This is a genomic window from Tepidimonas sp., assembly GCF_046292505.1.
GTDB lineage: Bacteria > Pseudomonadota > Gammaproteobacteria > Burkholderiales > Burkholderiaceae_C > Tepidimonas.
This window is the reverse complement of the sequence record NZ_JBKBQX010000072.1, coordinates 1-1670: the sequence shown is the minus strand read 5'-3', so window position 1 is coordinate 1670 and position 1670 is coordinate 1. Positions and strand designations below refer to the sequence as shown.

3 protein-coding genes are annotated in these 1670 nt (G+C 58.0%); all 3 read left to right on the top strand.

The features are described 5' to 3' along the window. Positions 1-962: 962 nt before the first annotated feature. Positions 963-1235, top strand: coding sequence for a hypothetical protein (locus ACK4TH_RS11685; RefSeq protein WP_409626673.1), 273 nt, complete (start codon positions 963-965; stop codon positions 1233-1235). Positions 1236-1247: 12 nt separating this feature from the next. Then, positions 1248-1433 (top strand): hypothetical protein, encoded by a 186-nt coding sequence (locus ACK4TH_RS11680; RefSeq protein ID WP_409626671.1) that lies wholly within the window; start codon positions 1248-1250, stop codon positions 1431-1433. 5 nt (positions 1434-1438) lie between these two features. Next, a partial coding sequence (locus ACK4TH_RS11675) for a hypothetical protein (protein ID WP_409626669.1) occupies positions 1439-1670 on the top strand: 232 nt, incomplete at its 3' end.

Sequence of the window (1670 nt, the reverse complement as noted above, 5' to 3'; positions counted from 1 at the left end):
TGGATTTTTCGCTGACCGATGACCAGCGCATGCTCGCCGATTCGCTGGACCCTCCCCCTTAGCACTTTTGACATTTAGCAGCCAGGACGCAGCGCCGCCCAGCCCGCTTAGCACTGTGCATGCTATGTGGCGCAAAGGACGCATAGCCATAGGCTGTTGCGTGTCGTGGACTTGGCAGGACTGCTAGCATTATGCGTGCGCCAAGCTAGCGGCGGTGCTAGATGCACCCTTGCTAATCACGCATGCGTGCTAAGCGGAGGAGATGGCCTTTTCGGCTGACGAACTGATAGCGACTAGGACGCATAGTCCTTTGCTGGCTGGGCTGGCAGATCGACCGCTGCTAATCCTGCCCCCGAATAGCCCTGTTCGTCCCCTCGCACTTTGCGGGCAAGTTATACCCCCCTTTAGGGGGGTATAAACTAAGCGCCGCAATAGGCGTTTCTGTACCCCTCAGACACGCCCTAAATGCACCCCTCAAACCGTGGCGCAGTTAGCACTGTTAGAAATAATGCTAAGGGGCGTTGACATTGGCATGGGATGGCCTTAAATGTGTCTACAGGATGGCAACGGGCCATTGTAACAAGAGGAGCTAGCAAAATGGCTAAGATTGAAGCGAAGTACGGGAAGGCGCTGGCAGCTTTGAAAGCGGCGCATGACACGGACGCTAAGGCAACCGTACCGCTTTCCGTCGCGGTCCAGTATATCGGCCGGAGCCGGGAACGCGTCGAAACGCGCGGTCCAGTATATCGGCCGGAGCCGGGAACGCGTCGAAACGCGCGGTATATGGTTTACCGCCACGCTAGACGACGGGCGCAAGTTTGACGTCTTGGTCTATCCCGGCCATACGTCGGCGCACATTGAACGCAACGGGCGGAGCCTTAGCGTACACAATGCGCGGGCCATTCATGCCGCGATATGCGCGGCGCTTCGTACCGCCGCTATCCTGCGATAAGGGGGACGCAATGACATACGAACAGGAATACGGCACGGCCATTAAGACGCTGTTAGCAGACTACGGGTTCAAGCCTGTAAGTATGGGCGGCAATATCATCGTATGGGAAAAGGTTTTAGAAGGCGGCACACATTGCCATGTCTTCGCATACAAGGGGCAGCTATACGCCGAACCGTGCGAACCCGTCTGGTATGCCGTCTGGCATGATCCGAACGGAAACGAGATTTTCGGCGGCGCGGCGGACGTCACGCTAGCCGAGGCACTGAATACCAACCCGAAGTGAGGAGCTAGAGCAATGAACGCATACGAGCAATTAGCAGTCCTGTTAGGTGCCGGTCCCTTTGCCGTCATGGCTGCGGCGGACGTCTACAGCATGTTGCACAGCAAGGCTACAGCCCGTAAGGTTGGCGGGATTTGGTTCTTTAAGGCCGGGAAACTGCGGTTTTCGTTCTGCATCGCGCGCCGCGCCGGTCAGGAGTAACGGCTATGCGAGGCGACAAAGGCGCGACGTTGTACCGCAACGAAATAGAGGCGTTTAAGGCGAAGTGGCCAGCGCACGGACTGCCGGATAACCTGTGGCGGTTGCATTGCGAGTTTGCGACCAACGGCGATTTAATCGACGTCACGGCGTACGCTCGCAACGGACGGCAACTGAATACGCATAATTTCGACGGTCCGGCACGGGTCGGCCGGGGCGGGGAGTGCCGGGCGAGGGTGG

Coding starts and splice junctions, on each gene's coding strand:
- ACK4TH_RS11685 (WP_409626673.1), top strand. CDS start 963: ATGACATACGAACAGGAATACGGCACGGCCATTAAGACGCTGTTAGCA.
- ACK4TH_RS11680 (WP_409626671.1), top strand. CDS start 1,248: ATGAACGCATACGAGCAATTAGCAGTCCTGTTAGGTGCCGGTCCCTTT.